Below are 17,923 nucleotides of genomic sequence, written 5' to 3'. Positions count from 1 at the left end.
CGCGCGGCCGTTCAGGCCAGATCGATCACCGCCTGCCGGGCGCGTTCGAGAAAGTCCGCCTTGTCTTCGCCAGCGATGCGGGCGAGTGGCGCGCCGAAGCGCACGGTGCAGATCAGCGGCACCGGGAAGAAGGAGCCCTTGGGCATGCAGCGGTGCAGGTTTTCCAGGTACACGGGTATCAGTTCGACGTCCGGGAAACGCTCCGCGAGATGGAACAGCCCGGCCTTGAACGGCCCCGGCAGCGGCTGCAGGTTGCGCGTGCCTTCCGGGAAGATGATCAGCGAATCGCCGGCGGCGAGCGCTTCGGTCAGCGGTGCCAGCGGGTCTTTCGTCGCCTCGCTGCGCTGGCGCTCGATGAATACCGCGTTCAGCCCGCGCACCGCGATGCAGCGGCGCACCGCGTCGGTGTTCCAGTAGTCGGCGGCCGCCACCGGCCGCGTGTGCCGGCGCAGTTCGCGCGGCAGCGCCGACCACAGCGCCAGCGTGTCGACATGGCTGGAGTGGTTGGCGAAGTAGATGCGCTGCGCCGGCGACGGCGCACTGCCTTGCCAGCGCGGTGCGGCCCCCACCAGTGCGCGGGTGAGGCCGATCAGCAGCGCAGAGATCAGCATGTCGGCCCCGCCGCGGTGAGCTGGCGCGCGATGCCCTGCGTGCGCGTGACGCAGGTGAGGACGGATCCTGCGGCGATCACCACGCAGGCCGCCTGCAGCGCCCACTGGCTGCCGGCCCAGGCCAGTTCGCCGGCGCCGATCAGGCAGGCGGCGGTCATCACCGCCATCCGGTGCTGCTTGGCCATCGGCCCGCGGAAGCTCTGCGCCTGCCCGAGCGCGCCGCCGAACACGCGTACGTAGGCGGTCAGCGCCGCCGCCAGTGCGCCGAACCAGCCCAGCGCCGGCCAGCCGACGGCATAACCGAGCGCGACGATGAGCAGCGAGTCGGCGACGCGGTCCGGAAATTCGTTGTACAGCGCACCGAGCGCCGACTTCTTGCCACCCTCGACCGCCACCATGCCGTCCAGCAGATTGCAGATCAGCCGCCCCTGTATCGCCAGCGCGCAGCCGACCAGCCCGGCGGGCGTCGGCGACCACAGCAGCAGCGCCGCACCGGCCGCCGCGAACAGGATGCTGACCACTGAAATCTGGTTCGGCGTCACGTCGGTGCGCGCCAGCCAGGCCGCACTGCGCTGTGCCCAGCCGGCCGAGCGGGCGGCAATCGGACGCCGGTTTTCGTCCGTATCGTCTTTCGGACGACGGTTTCCGTCCGCGTCGTCTTTCGGACGACGGTTCTCGTCCGTGTCGTTCTTTACGTTAGGCAGCTCGTCCGCATCGTTCATGTTCTTGGGCTCCGCACGGGTGGTGGGATACGGCGCTGGCATTCTGCCCGGAATGCACGCGGCCGTCATGGGTGGGCGTCACCGCACGCCGATGTAAGCATTCGCCACCGCGCACGGTCTGCTGTGGTATCGAACCAGGACGCGGCGCCGGCGGAACCCCGCCCGGCGCTCCGGCGTCCGACAGTCAGTTCCGCACAGGGACGACACCGTGGAGGACACACGATGAACCGCCGCCAACTGCTCGGCCTGTTTGCGCTGCACGGCCTGGGCCTCACCACCTTGCCGCTGCGCGCCGAGACGCCGGCGCCGCTCAAACTGAGCGACGCCGAGTGGAAGAAGCGCCTGACGCCGGCGCAGTACGCCGTGCTGCGCGAAGAAGACACCGAGCGTCCGGGCAGCAGCCCGCTCAATGCCGAGAAGCGCCGCGGCACCTATCACTGCGCCGGCTGCGACCTCGCGCTGTTCTCGTCGGACGCCAAGTACGAAAGCGGCACCGGCTGGCCCAGCTTCCACACCGCGCTGCCGGGGGCGCTGGGCACGAAGACCGACTACAAGCTCATCCTGCCGCGTACCGAGTATCACTGTGCGCGCTGCGGCGGCCATCAGGGCCACCTGTTCAACGACGGCCCGGCGCCGACCGGCAAGCGCTACTGCAACAACGGCGTGGCGCTGCGCTTCGCGCCGGCGGCGGCATGATCACCCTGCGCACGCTGGCCGGATTCGTTGCGTTGCTGGCGCTGAGCGGCGGCGCAACGGCGCAGACCACCGCCCGCGCCACCTTCGCCGGCGGCTGCTTCTGGTGCGTCGAGGCGGATTTCGACAAGGTCGACGGCGTGCTCAAGACCACTTCCGGCTACACCGGCGGAAAGACCGCCAATCCGAGCTACGAGGAGGTGTCGTCGCACGCCACCGGTCACGCCGAAGCGGTGCAGATCGAGTACGACCCGGCGAAGGTGAGTTACGACAGGCTGCTCGACGTGTTCTGGCACAGCATCGACCCGACAGTGAAGAACCGTCAGTTCTGCGACATCGGCACGCCCTACCGCACCGCCATCTTCGCCCACGATGCGGCGCAGTTCGAAGCGGCGAAGCGCTCACTCGCCGCGCTGGAGAAGAGCAAGCCGTTCAAGGCGCCCATCGTGACCGAGATCCATATGGCCGACACCTTCTATCCGGCCGAGGATTACCACCAGGACTACTACCGGAAGAATCCCGCGCGCTACACCTATTACCGCTGGAGCTGCGGCCGCGACGCGCGCCTGCGCGAGCTGTGGGGGGCGAAGTAGACGGGGCGGCTCCCGCAGGAGCTGCCCCTGACCCGCTGCCCGGTCCGGAGCCGGGTTTCTGTGGGAGGGGTCTTCTGACCCCGACAGCGGCCTGTATCGGAGCCGGCGGATAGCGGCGGCCGTGTCGCGGCCAAGGCCGCTCCCACAGGGGGGCCGTCTGACCCGCGGCCCGAGCCGGAGCCGGGCTTCTGTGGGAGGGGTCTTCTGACCCCGACAGCGGCATGTATCGAAGTCAGCGGACAGCAGCGGCCGCATCGCGAGCAAGCTCGCTCCCACGAAAGCACCGCTCCGGCAAAGATCCGGGAGGGCTTCTTGTGGGAGATTCTATGTTCCGCCGCAAGCGTTTTCGTGTTGTTTCGGGACATAGTCTGCGGCGTTCTTCATCAGTGAGAAGGCAACGCGCGCGAGCTTTCGGGCCAGCGCAACGAGCGCCTGGGTGCGACGGAATCCGCGCTGGAGCATGCGCTGGTAGAAGGGCTGCCAGGTCGTGGATCGGCTGGCTGCCATGGCGGCGTTGTAGAGCAGGCGGCGCATCTCCGAGTCGCCCTTCTTGCTCAGCACACGGCGTCCGGTCTTCTTGCCCGAGTCGCGCACACTGACGTCCAGGCCAAGGAAGGCGATGAAGGCGTCGGCGCCGCTGAAGGGAGCGCGATGGAACGCCGCGCACAGGCCGGCGGCGGTGAGCGCGCCGACGCCTTCTATCTTCAGGATGCGCCGATACGGTTCAGTCCATCCGCTTTCGTTGATCAGCGAGGCGATGCGCTGCTCGAACTGTTTGATCAAAGCGGTGAGCCGCGCGAGGGCCACACGCACGTCGCGACCAAAGCCGGGCAGATCTTCCATGCTCTGACGGATGCGGCCGAGGCTGCGTACCACGGTTGCGCGCCGACGCAGCAGGCCGCGCAGTTCGGTCACCGAAGGCGCTGGCAGGCAGAAGGGGCGCAGATCCGTGCCCTCGTGCGCGAGGTAGCGGGCGATCAGGCGTGCGTCATGCCGATCCGTCTTGGCGCGCTGGCCCACGGTATCGCGGTACCTGGACAGCTTGAAGCCGTCGATCAGAAACACCTGATGTCCGGCGCCGATGAGCAGCTCGACGAGCGTGCGGTGATAGGTGCCGGTCGATTCGCAGGCAATGCGCTGGTGGCCTTTCGGCAGGGTGCGCAACCAGCCGCGGATGGCCGCAGCCGTGTTGTCGATGCGCGTCACCCGCGCACTGGGGTACTCGGCGATGTCCAGCCAATGCTTGGAGATATCGATGCCAAAGCACACTGTCTCGTTCTGACTTGTCACGATGGGGCCCTCCCGACTAAGGTTCAAAAGGCTTGTCGGGATTCACCACAGCACTGGCTTGCAGGGTATGGACGGTACCGCGGTCACACGGTCCGATGGATTCCTGATCGGTGCTTGGGGTGAGGGCGGGACATCTCTCCCACTGTCTGTACGTGCTTGCCGTCAGATCCGAGCTCGGTCCCTCCGCCCGACAAGCTATTCCTACGCCTGCCGGGGTAGAACATACAAGCGAGCTTGCTCGCGATTGGGCGAGTGCCTGCGCGCAGCGGCCGTCAGCCCGGCGCTTTGCTGTCGTCGAAGCAGGGGCCGAAGCCGCGGACTTCGACAGTGGCCCAGGCGGCGGCGGGGCAGGCGCGGGCGATGTCGAGCGCCTGCTGGCGGTCGTCGGTGGCCAGCATGAAGAAGCCGCCTATCATTTCCTTCGCCTCCGCGAAGGGGCCGTCGATGATCTGGGTGCGGCCGTCGCGTACCTGTACGCGCGTCGACTCGACGCGCAGCGATTCCGATCCCATCAGCAGGCCGCGTGCGGCGAGGCCTTCGCCGAAAGCCACCATCTGTGCATAGAGGTCGCGGCCTTCGGCTTCGGTACGGGTGGCGCGCTGGCCGACCGGTTCGATGATGAGCAGCATGTGCGGCATTCAGGTCTCCTTGGTGACGCTTTCAGGGCAGGGATTCGCACTGGCAGCGCGTAGTTCTTCCGGGCTGACGTCGCGCACATGGGTGGCGATGGCCCAGACGTGGCCGTTCGGATCGATCACGCGGCCGTAGCGGTCGCCCCAGAACATGTCCTCGGGCGCCATCTGCGCGGTCGCTCCGGCGGCGACCGCCTGTGCGAACAGGGCATCGACATCGGGCACCTGCAGGTGCAGCACGACCGGTGTGCCACCGTAGCTGTTCGGATCGCGCATGAACCACTCCGGGTGGGCGTCGACGATCATGACGACGGAGTCGCCGATGCGCACCTGCGCATGGAGGATTCTGCCCTCACTGCCGGGCAGGCGCATCAGTTCCGTCGCGCCGAAGGCGCGCACGTAGAAATCGATGGCGGCCGCAGCGTTGTCGCAGACGAGGTGCGGGGTGACGGTGTGCATGCCCGCGGGCACGGGCTGGGGTGAGGTCATGGCCGGATCTCCTTCGACGGTGAAGTGAACCGGCACGCACCGGTCCTGCCTGGTCGACGAAGCAGCCGGCGCGGATTCGACAGCCCCCGCGGAAGATTTCCGGTCGGTTCATTGCGTGCGCAGGAGATTCTCGAACTCGTTGGCCGGCAGCGGCCGCGCGAACAGGTAGCCCTGGAAGAACTGACAGCCGTTGCCGGCCAGCGCATTGCGCTCGTCTTCCGTTTCGACGCCTTCGGCGATCACCTTCACGCCGAGCGCCGAGGCCAGCGCGACCACTGCGCGCACGATGGCCAGATTGCCCTCGTTCTCCGGCAGCTTATGCACGAAGGAGCGGTCTATCTTCAGTTCGTTGATCGGCAGGCTCTGCAGATAGGCCAGCGACGAGTAGCCGGTGCCGAAATCGTCGATCGAGAAGCGGATGCCGCGTGCGCGCAGGCGCTGCATCACCTCGATCGCGCCATCGACGTCGCCGAGCAGGATGGACTCGGTCAGTTCGAGCACCACCTTGCCCGGCGGCGCGCCGGTGCGGGTGATGGCTTCGAGTACCGAATCGGCGAATTCCGACTGGTAGAGCTGGGCGGCGCTGATGTTGACCGCCACCGACAGGTGGGCGGTTTCCGGTTTGCGCGCCCAGCGCGCGAGCTGTTCCAGCGCGTCTTCCATTACCTGCTGGCCGAGTGCGGACATCAGGCCGGCGCGTTCGGCCACCGGGATGAACTGCGCCGGCGGGATGAAGCCCTTGTCCGGGTGGCGCCAGCGGGCGAGCGCCTCGGCCGACACGATGCCGCGACCGTTCTCCACCTGCGCCTGGTAATGCACGCAGAACTGTCGCGTCGCCAGACCGCTGCGTATTTCGTCTTCGAGCCGCAGTCGCGCGGTGACGGTTTCCTGCATGACCGGGTCGAAGAAATGCAGCCGGTTCTTGCCGCGCTGTTTCGATTCGTACATCGACAGGTCGGCGCGGCGCAGCATTTCGTCGATCGAGTGCGTGCTGCCGCTGAACATCGCGATGCCGATGCTGGCGCTGGTCTGGCGTGTCTGGCCGTCGAGCACGTAAGGACGATTGAGCGCGGCCAGCATCGCCTCGGCGACGCGCTCGGCCTGTTGCGCGGCGTCGACCGAGTGTTCGGGCAGGTCGGCCAGCAGCACGACGAATTCGTCGCCGCCGAAGCGGGCGACGGTGTCGCTCTCGCGCACGATGTCGCGCAGCCGGGCGCCGGCCTTCTGCAGCAGCAGGTCGCCGTTGTGATGGCCGAGCAGGTCGTTCACGTTCTTGAAGTCGTCGAGGTCGATGAACATCAGCGCGCCGTGGCGCGAAGTGCGCGAGGTCGACGCCATCGCCTGGCCGAGGCGGTCGGACAGCAGGCGGCGGTTCGGCAGACCGGTCAGTGCGTCGTAGAAGGCGAGCCGGCGTATCTCGTCCTCGGCTGCCTTGCTGAAGGTGATGTCCATGAAGGCGGCGACGTAGTGCGTCACCATGCCGTCGGCGTTGCGCACGGCGCTGATCGACAAGCGCTCCGGGTATACCTCGCCGTTGCGCCGCCGGTTCCAGATTTCGCCTTCCCAGACGCCGTCGGCGTGCAGCTTGGACCACATGGCGCGGTAGAAGGCGGTGTCGTGCCGGCCGGATGCGAGCAGGCTGGTGCGCTGCCCGATCGCCTCTTCGGCGCTGAATCCGGTGATCGCGGTGAAGGCCTTGTTCACGCGCAGGATGACGCTGTAGGCGTCGGTGATCATCATGCCCTGCTGCGATTCGAAGGCGATGGCGGCGATGCGCTGTTCTTCCTCCAGCCGCACGCGGTCAGTGATGTCTCGCGTCAGCAGCACCACCGCGCGGCGGCCTTCGAAGGGGGCGTCGAGCGCGCGGGCGCGCGCCTCGAACACGCGCGGACCGCCCCGCGTGTCCAGCGTGTATTCGAGTACCTGCGCGCTGTCCGACGCGAGCGTGCGGCGGACGTAGTCCTGGAACGTGGCCGCCTTGTCCGGCGGCAGCACGTCGGTCATCAGCTTGCCGTTCAGCGACTCAGCGTCGGCGACGAGCAGCTTCTCGTCCGGCGCGCGTATCTTCAGGTAGCGCCCGTCCTCGTCGAGCACCATCAGCACGTCGGGCACCGCTTCGGTGATCGCCCGCATGCGCGCTTCGCTGTCGCGCAGCGCCTTGCCGGTGCGCTGACGTTCGTCGAGGTCCAGCAGCAGCATGCCGAGCAGCGCGGTGGCCGGCGCCAGCGTCAGCAGATAGGGCAGGGCCAGCATCTCGAACACGCGTTTGGCGGTGTCGCCCGGCAGTCCGAGGAAGAACAGCAGCGCAACGACGTGTACCACGACGCCGAGAGCGAGAAAGGATGCGAAGCCCGGCCTGACCTTGTCATTGCGGACCAGTGCGCGCATCCCCAGGCCGAGCAGCACCGAAACGGTGATGACGCCAACGCCGACCAGCGCGCCGCCGCCGCCGAGGTGCAGGCGGTAGGCGGCGGCCACCGTGCCGGCGATGGCGCCGACCAGCGGGCCGCCGAACAGCGCGGCCATGCTGAGCACGGCGGAACGACCGTCGAAGATGACGCCGGGGGTGAGGGTGATCGGCATCATCATGCCGACCACGCACATGACGCCGAAGATCAGTCCCGAACCGATGGCACGGGCCGTATGGCGCTCACCCCAGAAGCGGGCATTGAAGCCCTGCAGCAGGCTGAGCGCCAGGATCAGTGCAGTGGCCTTTATGAGGTCTAGTGCCATTCTCTCTATTTGAAATGCGGGCTGCGGGGCCGTCCGCCAGGGCGCCGGACGAGTGGTGCATTTCAGCCATTCTCGCGCAACCAGGCTTCGAAGTGTTCGGCCGGCAGCGGGCGCGAAAAGAGGTAACCCTGGGCGTAGTCGCATTGCGCGGCGCGCAGCAGGTCGAGCTGGTGGATGGTTTCGACGCCCTCGGCGATCACCTGCATGCCCAGCTTGTGCGCCATCACGATCATCGCTTCGCACAGCGCCAGTTCGCTCGAATCGCGCGACAGGCCACGCACGAAGGACTGGTCGATCTTCAGGTAGTCGATGTCGAACTTCTTCAGGTAGGACAGCGATGAATAGCCGGTGCCGAAGTCGTCCAGCGACACCTGGACGCCGGCGTCGCGCATCGCGTAGAGACATTCCAGGGCCGGTTCGTCGGCCTCGACCAGCATGCCTTCGGTGATTTCGATCGCTACCAGGCTGCCCGGTGCGTCGAGCTGGTGCAGCAGCTCGACCACGCCGGGATAGTCGCCGTTTCGATTGCGCAGCTGCAGCGGCGAATGGTTGATGCTGATCTGCACGGTGTCGCCATGGCGCTGCTGCAGATGGCGCGCGAAACCGACCGCAGTGCGCGTGATCCAGTCGCCCATCGGCAGGATGAGGCCGGTTTCCTCGGCGATCGGGATGAATTCGGTCGGCGATACATGGCCGCGCTCCGGGTGCTGCCAGCGTATCAGCGCTTCGGCCTTGCGCACGCGGCCGGTCGCGATCTCGACGATGGGCTGGTAGACGAGGTGGAACTGGCCGGTGGTCAGCGCGGTGTGCATGTCCGACACCAGGCGCAGACGGCGTTCGGAACTGGCCTGCATCGACGGCGTGAAATAGCTCATCCGGTTGCGTCCGGCGCGCTTGGCGTCGTACATCGCCTGATCGGCCTGCTTCAGCAGATCTTCCTGGCTCTGCGCGCTGTCCGGGTACAGCGTGATGCCGATCGAGGCCGACACATAGACCAGTTCGTTGAACAGCTGGAAAGGTTGGTGCAGGGCGCTCAGTATCTTGCCGGCGATCTGCTCGACGACGTCCGGGTGCTCCAACCCGCCCAGCACCACCGCGAATTCGTCGCCACCGAAGCGGGCAACCACGTCGGTGTCGCGCATGCAGCCGGTGATGCGCTGCGCCGCCTGCTGCAGCAGGCTGTCGCCGGCCGGGTGGCCCAGCGTGTCATTCACTTCCTTGAAGCGGTCGAGGTCGATGAACAGCACCGCCAGCTGGTGACCGCTGCGCTGGCTCAGGCGCATTTCCTGGCGCAGGTGATGCAGCAGCAGATGGCGGTTGGGCAGATTGGTCAGCGCGTCGTAGTTGGCCTGCTTCCAGATGGTCTGTTCGTTGATCTTCTTGTCGCTGATGTCGCGCACGATGCCGAGCACGGCAGGCTCGTCGCGATAGGTGAAGCGGGAGGCGATCAGTTCTATCCACAGCGGCCGGTCGCGGTCGCGGTTCAGCAACTGCACTTCGTAGCGACGTTGCGGTTCCGGCCCGGAACCGATGCGCCGCTCGTAGCGTTCGCTCCACAGTTCGAGGAAGTCGGGGTGCAGCACATCGGCGAAAGTGAGGCCGGTGAATTCCTCGACCGTATAGCCCAGCATGCGCGGCAGGGCCGGATTGACGAATACGAAACGGTGCTCCTGCGCCACGAACACGCCGTCGGCCATGGCGTCGAGCAGCGCGCGCTGGGTGGCTTCGGCGCGTTCGAGTTCGGTCTGCACGCGGCGACGTTCGGTGATGTCGGTGTGGGTGCCCACCATGCGCAGCGGCCGGCCGTCGGCGTCATGGCTGATCACCTTGCCGCGGTCCAGTATCCACTTGTAGTCACCGTTGCGGCAGAGCATGCGGTGCTCGTTGCGGTAGCCCGGCGTGCGGCCGTCGAGGTGGGCCTGCACGTCGGCCATCACCCGCGGCAGGTCGTCCGGATGTACGCGTTCCGACCATTCGGACAGCGCGTTGCCGATGTCCTCTTCCTCGTAGCCCAGCATGGTTTTCCAGCGCGGGCTGAAGAAGACGGTGCCGTCCTGGATGTTCCAGTCCCATACGCCGTCGCCGGCACCTTCGAGCGCGAATTTCCAGCGCAGCTTGTTGGCCACCAGATCGCGCTCGGTGCGCTTTTGCTGACTGAGGTCGCGCCAGGTGGTGATGAACACCTCACGGCCGTCGATGGCGATGGTGGTCAGCAGCACCTCGATCACGACCTCGCTGCGATAGGGGCTGCAGATGGTCCACTCGAAGCGGTGGCTGCCTTCGCGCCGCGCGATGTCCATCATTTCGCGCGCTTTTTCGTCCGATGCACGACCGTCCGGCTGCTGCGCCGGCGAAATGTCGGCCGGGCGCAGCGCGATCACCTCCTCGCGGGCCGGGAAGTTCAGCATGCGCATCGCCGCCGGGTTCCAGTCGATGAATACGCCCGATTCGACGTCGAGCAGCAGCATCGGGTCCGGGATGCGCTCGAACAGCAGGCGGAATCGCCGGTCGCCCTCCGCCTGCTCGTGCGCAGGCCGTTCTGAATAGGTGGAGTTCGAGGGATGCGGGGTTGAAGTCAAGGTTCTGCTGCTCATCGCGATTGCCAAAAGGCCCGCCATGCTCACATCGGCGGCGCTCGCATCAGATATCGGCGCGCCGCTGGCGGACTGTACTTGTGCATTGCAAAAAATGTTTTCTTTCATGAGGATGGCGAGTTTCCCGCGCGCCTGACGGATACGGCGCGAGGGTGCCCGGCGCCGGTATCATGGCGCCTCTCCCAGGGTCTGCCGGCGTGCGAACCGGACGTCGTCGGGCCCGCGTTCCACCACACCTCCACGCCAAGGATTCCCGCCCGCCATGAGCGCCCGTCCCGACATCGCCTTCGTCACCTGCGCCGACATGCCCAAGCCCGACAGCGACGCCGAACTGCTGATGGCCGCCTGCGGCGTGCCGGTCGATCTGGTCGCGTGGGACGCCGACATCGACTGGTCGGCCTACCGCTGCGTGCTGCTGCGTTCGCCCTGGGACTACCACACGCGCCTGCCCGAATTCCTCGCCTGGGCGCAGCGGGTGGATCGCTGCAGCCGGCTGCTCAATCCACTGCCGGTGATCGAGTGGAACAGCCACAAGCGCTATCTGTTCGAGCTGGCGGAGCGTGACGTGGACATCGTGCCGACGCGTTTCATCGAGCGGCACAGTGCGCAGCTCGCGCAGGCGCTGGCTGAATTCGGCAGCGAAGAGGTGGTGGTGAAGCCGGCGGTGTCGATAGGCGCTTTCGGTGCTTTCCGTGGCGCCGCCGACAGCGCCGCCTGCGCCGATCATCTGCGCGCGCTGGCGGCCGACGGCGACGTGCTGCTGCAGCCCTTCGCGCCGGGCATCGCCGACGGCGAGGTGTCGCTCATCTTCTTCGGCGGCCGCTGTTCGCACGCGGTGCGCAAGGTGCCGCAGGCCGGCGACTACCGCTGTCAGGACATCTGGGGCGGTGTCGCCCATGCGCACGCGCCTGCGGCCGACGAGTTCGCGCTGGCCGAAGCGGCGCTGGCAGTCGCCCCCCGACCCTGCGCCTATGCGCGCGTCGACATGCTGCGGCTCGACGGCCGGCCGGTGCTGATCGAACTGGAACTGATCGAACCCTCGCTCTTCTTCGACACCGCGCCGGGCAGCGCGCGCGCGCTGGCCGACATCGTGCTCGCAGCGGCGGCATCCTGAACTTGCGCACCGCGCGCCGCCCCCGTACGCTGCGCGGCCTTCCGCTCCACCGCACTGCCCGATGAACACCTCCGCCTGCGGCATCGACTTCGGCACCTCGAACTCCACCGCCGCCATCCACGACGGCCCGCTGGCCCGCCTGCTGCCGCTCGAAGATGGCAAGCCGACCTTGCCGTCGGCCGTGTTCTTCAATCTGGACGAAGATTCGATCGCGGTCGGTCGTGCGGCGCTTAGCGAATACCTCGAAGGTTTCGAAGGCCGGCTGATGCGCTCGATGAAAAGCCTGCTCGGCAGTGGCCTGATGGACGCCGGCACCGACGTCGGCGGCCGTCACCTGGCCTTCCGCGATCTGATCGGCGGTTTCATCGGCGAAGTGAAGAAGCGCGCCGAGACGGCGGCGCAGACGCGCTTCGAACAAGTGGTGGTCGGCCGCCCGGTGCGCTTCGTCGACGACGACGCCGAGGCGGACAAGCTGGCCGAAGACACGCTGGCCGACATCGTGCGCCGCGCCGGCTTCCGCGACGTGAGCTTCCAGTTCGAGCCGATCGCCGCCGCGCATGCCTTCGAGCAGACGGTCGAACGCGAATCGCTGGTGCTGGTGGTGGACATCGGCGGCGGCACCTCCGACTTCTCGCTGGTGCGGCTGTCACCCGAGCGCCGACGCCATGTCGACCGCAGTGCCGACCTGCTGGGCAATACCGGCGTGCACATCGGCGGCACCGATTTCGACAAGCGTCTGTCGCTCGCCTGCGTGATGCCCGAACTGGGCATGGGCGGCCTGCTGGCCAGCGGCGCCGTACTGCCCAACAGCACTTACTTCAACCTCGCCACCTGGCACACCATCCACCTCGCCTACCGCCGCGACGTGCTGCCCGGTCTGCAGGACATGGCGCGCGACGTGGTCGATGGTCGCCGCTTCGAGCGGCTGTTGCGCGTGCTGCGCGAGCGCAGCGGCCACCATCTGGCGATCCGCTCGGAAGCGGCGAAGATTGCGCTGTCGGATGCGCCCCTGGTCGATCTCGATCTGGGCGTGGCCGAGGCCGGCTTGCACGTACCGGTCAGTCGCGCCGCGTTCGAGGACGCCATCGCGGCAGAGATCGCCCGCGTCGGCGACGCCGCGCTTGCCTGCATCGCGCAGGCCGGTCTCGCACCGTCGGCAGTCGACACGCTGTTCTTCACCGGCGGCTCCAGCGGCGTGCCGGCACTGCGCCAGGCCCTGGCCGCGCGCTTTCCGGACGCGCAGCCGGTCGAGGGCGACCTGTATGGCAGCGTCGGCTGCGGTCTCGCCGTGGTGGCACGCCAGCGCTACGGCCGCGCCTGACGGTCGGGTCGGAATCGCGAGCAAGCTCGCTCCCGCGAACCCTGGCCCGAGCCGCGACCCGCGAGTGCTCTTGTGGGAACGGCCTTCTTGGCCGCGACACGGCCGCTGCTGTCCGCAGGCTTCGATCCAGGCGGCTGTCGTGGTCAGAAGACCCCTTCCACAGAAACCCGGCCCAGGCGCCAGCCGTGGATCGGGCGCATTCCTTGTGGGAGCGGCCTTGGCCGCGACACGGCCGCTGCTGTCTGCAGGCCTCGATCCCGGCGGTTGTCGGGGTCAGAAGACCCCTCCCACAGAACCTCGGCCCTGGCGCCAGCCATGGATCGGGCGCATTACTTGTGGGAGCGACCTTGGTCGCGATGCAGCTTAGGCTGGCCGCGGGCTCCGATTCAGACCGCTAGCGCGAGCAGGCTCGCTCCCTCGACTGCGGGGCTTCGGCGACCGCGGCGGCATCCAGCATGTCTTCGACGCGGACGAACTTCTCCGCCAGCTTTCCGCTTGCGCGTCCGCGCTCGGCCTCGGCCTGCGCTATCGCGCGCCACCCGGCGAAATCGACCACCTGTCTGCGGTCCGCTGACAGTTGCGCCAGCAGGCCGGCGCGGCCGGCTTTCGGGGTGTCGAGCTGCGCGAGGTCGGCCAGCAGGCTGGCCACCGTGTCCACGCTGTCGGCGCGGTTGGTGCCGATGACGCCGGTCGGGCCGCGCTTGATCCAGCCGGTCGCGTACCAGCCGCGCAGCACCTTGCCGCCGGTGTCGACGATGCGACCGTCGCGATGCGGCAGCGCGCCGCGCACCAGATCGAAGGGCAGGCCGGGCAGCGGCGTGCCGCGGTAGCCGACGCTGCGCAGCACCAGCCCGGCCGGCAGGCTCAGGCGCTCGCCGGTCGGTGTGGCCGATTGCGCGCCGGCTGTACCCGACAGCGCCTGCGCTTCCAGTTCGATCCGTTCCACCCGCGACTCGCCGCTCAGCGCCACCGGCGCGCGGTGGAAATGCAGGTGCAGCGGGCGCCGCGCGTCGTCGACCGGCGCTTGCGCGAAGCCGCGCAGGATGTCCACGTTGCGCGGGGCGTGAACGAAGCCCGGCATGGCCAGCTCGGCCTGGCTGGCGTCGTTGAGCACGAGTGCCGCCGGATCGATGCGTGGCTGCCAGCCGGGCAGGGTGCCCAGTTCGCGCAGTTCCTTCGGCGTGAACTTCGCCTGCACCGGCCCGCGCCGGCCGACCAGGTGGATTTCGCGGATGCGCGACCGCGCCAGCGCGTCGATGGCATGCGTGGCGATGTCGGTGCGTCGCAGCACATCGACCGGGCTGGCCAGGATGCGGCACACATCGATCGCCACATTGCCCTGGCCGATCACCACCGCGACCTCCTGCTGCAGATCGAATTCGAGCTCGGCGCATTCCGGCCGGCCGTTGTACCAGCCGACGAAATCGCCGGCCGCGTGCACGCCCGGCAGGTGTTCGCCGTCGATGCCGAGCCGGCGGTCGCCAGCCGCACCGGTGGCGACGATGACCGCGTGGTAGAGCGCGCCCAGCTGCCGCACCGACAGGTCGCGTCCGAGCTCGACATTGCCGAAGAAGCGCAGTCGCGGGTCTTCGGCGATCTGCGAGAACACCGTGGTGACCGACTTCAGTTTCGCGTGGTCGGGCGCGACGCCGAAGCGCACCAGGCCGAACGGCACCGGCAGGCGTTCGATCAGGTCGATCTCCACCTGCAGGCCGCTTTCCAGCAGGGCTTCGGCGGCGTAGAAGCCGCCGGGCCCGCTGCCGACGATGGCCACGCGCAGGGGCTGGCCTTCAGTTCCGGGTATCGCCATCGCGCATCACAGTCCCAGTTGCTGCCGGCGCGCGTCGGCGCCGTCGAGCGGCGCCAGACGCGCGCGGATGACCGGATAGCGCTGCGCCGCCTCAGCGTTGATGCGTATCCAGTGCTGCTGGTCCTCCGCCAGGTCGAATTCCTCGACGATGGCGTGCACCGGGCAGGCCGGAATGCAGGCGCTGCAGTCTATGCACACCGCCGGGTCGATATAGACGCGCACCTCGTTCACATGGAAGCAGGCCACCGGGCAGCTCGCCACGCAGTCGGTGTAGCGGCAGCCGCGGCAGTTGTCGGTCACGACATGGGTCATGGCTCAAACCCTCTGCACGTCGACGCGGTTGTCGGAATAGGTGCCTGCCTGGCCGAGATTGCAGTGCCGGGTCGAGGTGGTCGAGTTGACCGCGGTGCCGCTGCGGTTCAGCCCCGGCCAGTGGCCGACATTGGTCATCATCAGTCCGGGCGAAACGTCCTCGCTCACTTCGGCGCGCGCCTCGAAGGCGCCGCGCTCGTTGAACACGCGCACATAGCTGCCCTGTTCGATGCTGCGCGGGCCGGCGTCCATAGGGTGGATGACGATGATCTGTTCGCCCTGGCGACGCTGCTGCGTCGGCTCGTTCGCGTATTGCGTGTTCAGGAAGGCGTGCGGCTTCGGCGACACCAGATTGATCGGGAAGGCGCTGGCGCCATCCGGCAGCATGGTTTCGACCGACGGGATGTAGTTCGGCACCGGATCGACCGGCGTACCCGGCTGCATCGCCTCGTAGCCCGAGCGCCATACCGGCACGACGAAGTTGCCGCCGGCGGCCAGACTGGACGCGAATTCGCACTTGCCGGACGGCGTCTTGAAGTCGCCGGTGGCGTGCGGCGTGCGCTCGTCCGGCAGGCCGACGTCGAGCCGCATCCAGCCCTTTTCCTTCAGCGTTTCCAGCGTGATGCCCTTCATGACCGGCGCGTCCCAGTCGTAGCAGCGGCGCAGCATTTCCCAGTCGTCGAGGTCCCAGTGTTCGTCGGTGAAGCCCATCGTTTTCGCCAGCCGGCGGAACAGTTCGACGTTGGGCACGCACTCGCCCGGCGGCGCGATGGCCGGCTGGTTCAGGTGCATGTAGAGGTGGCCCCAGGTCACCATGATGTCCAGCTGTTCGGCCTGCATGGTCGCCGGCAGCAGGATGTCGGCGTACTTGGCGGTGTCGGTGATGAACAGTTCGCTGCACACCATGAACAGGTCTTCGCGCTGCAGCCCCTCGACGATGGTGCCGGCGCCCGGCGCCTGCGACACCGGGTTGGAGTTGTAGACGAACAGCGACTTGATCGGCGGGTCGAGCGGCATCGCCCCGGTCAGCGCGGCGCCGAGGTCCAGTTCATTGATTACGCGGGTGCCCGGCGGAATCCAGTCCGGCCGGCACATGAAGTCGAATTTGAACGGGAATTCCCAGATCGGCATTTCGATGGTGCCGCCGCCCGGGTAGCGCCAGGCGCCGGTCAGCGCCGGCAGGCAGGTGATGGCGCGCACCGCGTCGCCGCCGCCCGGGCTGCGTTCGACCGCCACGCCCTGGCGTATCGCCGAGCGCTGCGTGCCGGCGTATTCGCGCGCCAGCGTCAGGATGTCGACCACCGGAATGCCGGTGATTTCGGATACGCGCTCGGGCGGGAACTCCGCCACGCGCGCCTTCAGCTGGTCGAAGCCCAGCGTGTATTTCTCGACGTAGTCGTGGTCGTACAGGTCCTCGCTGATGATCACGTTCATCATGCCCAGCGCCAGCGCGGCATCGGTGCCCGGCTTGATGCGGATGTGCCAGTCGGCCTGCTTGGCGGTGCGGGTGCGCACCGGGTCGATCACCACGATCTTGGCGCCGGCCGCCTTGGCCTTCAGTACGAAGGGCCAGCCGTGCAGATTGGTGTTGAGCATGTTCATGCCCCACACGATGATGTACTTCGACACGGCCAGGCTTTCCACGTCCATGCCGCCGGTCGGCCCGACGGTCATGATCCAGGCGGTCGACGAACCGGATTCGCAATAGGTCTTCTCGGCCACCGTCGAACCCAGCCGGTTGAAGAAGGCGTCACCGGCGGTCAGCCCGTTCAGCGTGCCCTGATGGCCGAGGTAGGCGTGCGGCATGATGGCCTGCGTGCCGTACTCGGCGATGATGTCGGTCCACTTCGACTTGATGGTCGCCAGCGCCTCGTCCCAGCTGATGCGCTCGAACATGCCGGAGCCCTTGGGGCCGACCCGCTTCATCGGATGCAGCAGACGGTCCGGGTTGTAGTGGTGCTCGGCGAAGTTCTTCAGCTTCACGCACAGCCCGCCGCGCGTCATCGGGTGGTCCGGGTCGCCGGTCACTTCGACCAGCTTGCCGTCCTCGACGTGGTACAGGAACGCACAGGTATCGGGGCAATCCTGCGGACAGGCGCCGCGCACGACAAGGGTCTCGCTCGAATGGGTGGACATGGCTTTCTCCCGGTAGAAAAGGTGACAAGGGGCGGATGGGCGGGCCCTCTGCGGAGCCCGGTCCCGATGTCTGCCGGATGAAAGTTAGTCAGTGGCGGGGAGGGGAGACAGGGCCAGTCGGAGAAAAAAGGATGGTGCCAGCGGGTGGCGTCCCCTTCCTTCAGTCGGTGGCTGTGGCCGATCGCGAGAACGGATTGAAGGCCTCGACGCCGAGCGCCTTGAAATCGGCCACATTGCGCGACGCGACAGTCAGGCCGTGGGTCAGCGCAGTGGCTGCGATCATCGCGTCCTCGTACAGCGTGTCGGACTTGCGGTGCATCAGTGCTGCCCAGCGTCTGAATGCTGTCGCATCCATCGGCAGTACGTTGTAGGCGCTGGCGACCTGATCCAGCCACGCTTCGATCTCGGCCGCCTTGACCGCGTCCTGCTCGCGCGTCAATTCTATTCCTGCCTGGATTTCTCCGACCGTCACCGCCGACAGGAAAAGACTTGCGTCGTCGATGGACTGCAGCCAGGCCACGACGCCACCGTGTGGCCGCGGCCGGCGCAGTTCGGACACGACGTTGGTATCGAGCAGGTACATCGTCACTTGAGCGCTTCCACCGGCCGCCGCCGGGCGCGCCCGCGCGGCGGTGCCAGCGACTCGGCGCGGGCATCGTCGGACAGCAGCAGTGCCTTCAGCGACGGGCGTGCTGCCGACTGCAGCCTGCGCCATTCCTGTACCGGTACCAGTACCGCTGCTTCGATGCCGCGGCGGGTCACCATCTGCGGTCCCTCTGACAGGCAGGCATCGAGAAATTCGCTGAAGCGTGCTTTTGCATCCTGAACAGGCCATGCGTCCATGATCACCTCCAACAGACTAGATTTCTGACT

General features: G+C 67.5%; 16 protein-coding genes. 4 read left to right on the top strand and 12 right to left on the bottom strand.

From position 1 onward, the window contains the following. Positions 1-11: 11 nt before the first annotated feature. Entirely contained in the window at positions 12-611 is a 600-nt protein-coding gene (locus METFAM1_RS0111165; RefSeq protein ID WP_019915333.1) for a lysophospholipid acyltransferase family protein, read from the bottom strand. Then, entirely contained in the window at positions 605-1,333 is a 729-nt protein-coding gene (locus METFAM1_RS0111160) for a CDP-alcohol phosphatidyltransferase family protein (protein WP_019915332.1), read from the bottom strand. The genes METFAM1_RS0111165 and METFAM1_RS0111160 overlap by 7 nt, the downstream gene beginning before the upstream one ends. Before the next feature lie 222 nt (positions 1,334-1,555). Between METFAM1_RS0111160 and msrB the strand changes: the two genes are divergently transcribed. Next, a complete protein-coding gene (msrB, locus tag METFAM1_RS0111155; RefSeq protein ID WP_019915331.1) occupies positions 1,556-2,029 on the top strand; it encodes a peptide-methionine (R)-S-oxide reductase MsrB in 474 nt (157 codons plus the stop codon). Beyond that, complete coding sequence (gene msrA / locus METFAM1_RS0111150) at positions 2,026-2,619, top strand: peptide-methionine (S)-S-oxide reductase MsrA (RefSeq protein ID WP_019915330.1); 594 nt, start codon at positions 2,026-2,028, stop codon at positions 2,617-2,619. The genes msrB and msrA overlap by 4 nt, the downstream gene beginning before the upstream one ends. Positions 2,620-2,943: 324 nt before the next feature. Here msrA and METFAM1_RS0111145 read toward each other — a convergent pair whose 3' ends face one another. From METFAM1_RS0111145 to METFAM1_RS0111125, 5 genes are all read right to left on the bottom strand, one after another. After that, on the bottom strand, positions 2,944-3,888 hold the full coding sequence (locus METFAM1_RS0111145; RefSeq protein ID WP_019915329.1) for an IS110 family RNA-guided transposase: 945 nt from the start codon (positions 3,886-3,888) through the stop codon (positions 2,944-2,946). A gap of 293 nt (positions 3,889-4,181) precedes the next feature. Next, complete coding sequence (locus METFAM1_RS0111140) at positions 4,182-4,547, bottom strand: YciI family protein (protein ID WP_019915327.1); 366 nt, start codon at positions 4,545-4,547, stop codon at positions 4,182-4,184. Continuing rightward, positions 4,548-5,030 carry a VOC family protein gene (locus tag METFAM1_RS0111135; protein WP_024300642.1) on the bottom strand — a complete coding sequence of 161 codons (483 nt, stop codon included), beginning with the start codon at positions 5,028-5,030 and terminating at the stop codon, positions 4,548-4,550. 108 nt (positions 5,031-5,138) lie between these two features. Beyond that, positions 5,139-7,763, bottom strand: coding sequence for an EAL domain-containing protein (locus tag METFAM1_RS0111130; RefSeq protein WP_019915325.1), 2,625 nt, complete (start codon positions 7,761-7,763; stop codon positions 5,139-5,141). Positions 7,764-7,825: 62 nt separating this feature from the next. Continuing rightward, positions 7,826-10,342, bottom strand: coding sequence for a sensor domain-containing protein (locus METFAM1_RS0111125; protein ID WP_232419733.1), 2,517 nt, complete (start codon positions 10,340-10,342; stop codon positions 7,826-7,828). Between the two features lie 277 nt (positions 10,343-10,619). Here METFAM1_RS0111125 and METFAM1_RS0111120 point away from each other — a divergent pair, with 277 nt between their 5' ends. Together METFAM1_RS0111120 and METFAM1_RS0111115 are read left to right on the top strand one after the other, a co-directional pair. Continuing rightward, the gene (locus METFAM1_RS0111120; RefSeq protein WP_019915323.1) at positions 10,620-11,471 is read left to right on the top strand and encodes an ATP-grasp domain-containing protein; all 852 of its coding nucleotides are present in this window, start codon (positions 10,620-10,622) and stop codon (positions 11,469-11,471) included. A gap of 61 nt (positions 11,472-11,532) precedes the next feature. After that, entirely contained in the window at positions 11,533-12,792 is a 1,260-nt protein-coding gene (locus tag METFAM1_RS0111115; RefSeq protein ID WP_019915322.1) for an Hsp70 family protein, read from the top strand. 394 nt (positions 12,793-13,186) lie between these two features. On the opposite strand, the gene METFAM1_RS0111110 is transcribed toward METFAM1_RS0111115, so the two are convergent. From METFAM1_RS0111110 to METFAM1_RS0111090, 5 genes are all read right to left on the bottom strand, one after another. Then, positions 13,187-14,602, bottom strand: coding sequence for an FAD-dependent oxidoreductase (locus METFAM1_RS0111110; RefSeq protein WP_019915321.1), 1,416 nt, complete (start codon positions 14,600-14,602; stop codon positions 13,187-13,189). Positions 14,603-14,608: 6 nt separating this feature from the next. Continuing rightward, positions 14,609-14,914, bottom strand: a complete 306-nt coding sequence (locus METFAM1_RS0111105; protein ID WP_019915320.1) for a ferredoxin family protein — start codon at positions 14,912-14,914, stop codon at positions 14,609-14,611. Positions 14,915-14,917: 3 nt separating this feature from the next. Further along, positions 14,918-17,050, bottom strand: coding sequence for a molybdopterin-containing oxidoreductase family protein (locus tag METFAM1_RS0111100; protein ID WP_019915319.1), 2,133 nt, complete (start codon positions 17,048-17,050; stop codon positions 14,918-14,920). A 160-nt stretch (positions 17,051-17,210) separates the two neighbouring features. Next, positions 17,211-17,633 (bottom strand): type II toxin-antitoxin system VapC family toxin, encoded by a 423-nt coding sequence (locus METFAM1_RS0111095; RefSeq protein WP_019915318.1) that lies wholly within the window; start codon positions 17,631-17,633, stop codon positions 17,211-17,213. Positions 17,634-17,635: 2 nt separating this feature from the next. Next, positions 17,636-17,893 carry a type II toxin-antitoxin system Phd/YefM family antitoxin gene (locus METFAM1_RS0111090; RefSeq protein ID WP_024300641.1) on the bottom strand — a complete coding sequence of 86 codons (258 nt, stop codon included), beginning with the start codon at positions 17,891-17,893 and terminating at the stop codon, positions 17,636-17,638. Positions 17,894-17,923 lie beyond the last annotated feature (30 nt).

The sequence above is a fragment of the Methyloversatilis discipulorum genome (assembly GCF_000527135.1).
GTDB classification, from domain to species: Bacteria; Pseudomonadota; Gammaproteobacteria; order Burkholderiales; family Rhodocyclaceae; genus Methyloversatilis; species Methyloversatilis discipulorum.
This window is presented reverse-complemented; position numbering and strand designations above follow the sequence as displayed.

Excerpts from the sequence above, each read along its gene's own strand:
- METFAM1_RS0111165 (WP_019915333.1), bottom strand. The coding sequence starts at position 611 with ATGCTGATCTCTGCGCTGCTGATCGGCCTCACCCGCGCACTGGTGGGG.
- METFAM1_RS0111160 (WP_019915332.1), bottom strand. The coding sequence starts at position 1,333 with ATGAACGATGCGGACGAGCTGCCTAACGTAAAGAACGACACGGACGAG.
- msrB (WP_019915331.1), top strand. The coding sequence starts at position 1,556 with ATGAACCGCCGCCAACTGCTCGGCCTGTTTGCGCTGCACGGCCTGGGC.
- msrA (WP_019915330.1), top strand. The coding sequence starts at position 2,026 with ATGATCACCCTGCGCACGCTGGCCGGATTCGTTGCGTTGCTGGCGCTG.
- METFAM1_RS0111140 (WP_019915327.1), bottom strand. The coding sequence starts at position 4,547 with ATGCCGCACATGCTGCTCATCATCGAACCGGTCGGCCAGCGCGCCACC.
- METFAM1_RS0111135 (WP_024300642.1), bottom strand. The coding sequence starts at position 5,030 with ATGACCTCACCCCAGCCCGTGCCCGCGGGCATGCACACCGTCACCCCG.
- METFAM1_RS0111130 (WP_019915325.1), bottom strand. The coding sequence starts at position 7,763 with ATGGCACTAGACCTCATAAAGGCCACTGCACTGATCCTGGCGCTCAGC.
- METFAM1_RS0111120 (WP_019915323.1), top strand. The coding sequence starts at position 10,620 with ATGAGCGCCCGTCCCGACATCGCCTTCGTCACCTGCGCCGACATGCCC.
- METFAM1_RS0111115 (WP_019915322.1), top strand. The coding sequence starts at position 11,533 with ATGAACACCTCCGCCTGCGGCATCGACTTCGGCACCTCGAACTCCACC.
- METFAM1_RS0111110 (WP_019915321.1), bottom strand. The coding sequence starts at position 14,602 with ATGGCGATACCCGGAACTGAAGGCCAGCCCCTGCGCGTGGCCATCGTC.
- METFAM1_RS0111105 (WP_019915320.1), bottom strand. The coding sequence starts at position 14,914 with ATGACCCATGTCGTGACCGACAACTGCCGCGGCTGCCGCTACACCGAC.
- METFAM1_RS0111100 (WP_019915319.1), bottom strand. The coding sequence starts at position 17,050 with ATGTCCACCCATTCGAGCGAGACCCTTGTCGTGCGCGGCGCCTGTCCG.
- METFAM1_RS0111095 (WP_019915318.1), bottom strand. The coding sequence starts at position 17,633 with ATGTACCTGCTCGATACCAACGTCGTGTCCGAACTGCGCCGGCCGCGG.
- METFAM1_RS0111090 (WP_024300641.1), bottom strand. The coding sequence starts at position 17,893 with ATGGACGCATGGCCTGTTCAGGATGCAAAAGCACGCTTCAGCGAATTT.